Here is a 783-nt window from a genome sequence, read left to right on the forward strand (position 1 = left end):
CGTCGAGAAGTGGCAGCTGGCCCTGGACATGATCGACGAGACCAGGTCGTGGGGCATCGACGTCCCGCTCGTCGTCGCCGACGGCGGATACGGCGACACCGCAGCCTTCCGCCTGGGCCTGGAAGAACGCGGACTCGGCTACGCGGTCGGCATCTCCACCACGACGACCGCCCACCCGGAAGAAGCCCGGCCGCACATCCCGCCCTACAGCGGTCGCGGCCCGAGGCCCCAGCCCGCCTACCCCGAGTCGGCCCAGACGGTGAAGAAGCTGGTCATCGAGGCCGGGAAGCGGGCTGCGAAGCCGGTGCAGTGGCGGGAAGGCTCCCGCCCGGGCAGCGGCCGCAGCGGCGTCAAGCGCATGTACTCACGGTTCGTGGCCCTGCGGATCCGGCCCGCCGGGCGCGAGATCCGCAAGGCCGCCGACGGCCCGGAACTGCCGGTGCGCCGGCTGCTGGCCGAATGGCCCGCCGACCAGCCCGAACCCGTCCAGTTCTGGCTGTCCAACCTGCCCGCCGACACCCCACTGGCCACCCTCGTACGCACCGCGAAACTGCGCTGGCGCATCGAGCACGACTACCGCGAGATGAAACAGGCCCTGGGCCTGGCCCACTTCGAGGGCCGCACCTGGCGCGGCTGGCACCACCACGTCACCCTCGTCTCCGTCGCACACGCCTTCTGCACCCTCCAACGCATCACCCGGTCCCCAAAAGAGACGGCGCCAGCCTGACCCTCTACCGGGTCGCCCGCGAAATGCAGTTACTCCTCGCGGTCTGGACCGGCGCC

At 71.3% G+C, this 783-nt stretch carries 1 protein-coding gene; it reads left to right on the top strand.

All coding sequences use genetic code 11. From position 1 onward, the window contains the following. On the top strand, window positions 1–727 hold a 727-nt coding region (locus IE277_RS46770), incomplete at its 5' end, for an IS701 family transposase (protein ID WP_189960229.1). Between the last annotated feature and the right edge of the window lie 56 nt (window positions 728–783).

Origin of the sequence: Streptomyces alanosinicus (assembly GCF_014650595.1) — a bacterium.
In the GTDB taxonomy this organism is placed as follows: domain Bacteria; phylum Actinomycetota; class Actinomycetes; order Streptomycetales; family Streptomycetaceae; genus Streptomyces; species Streptomyces alanosinicus.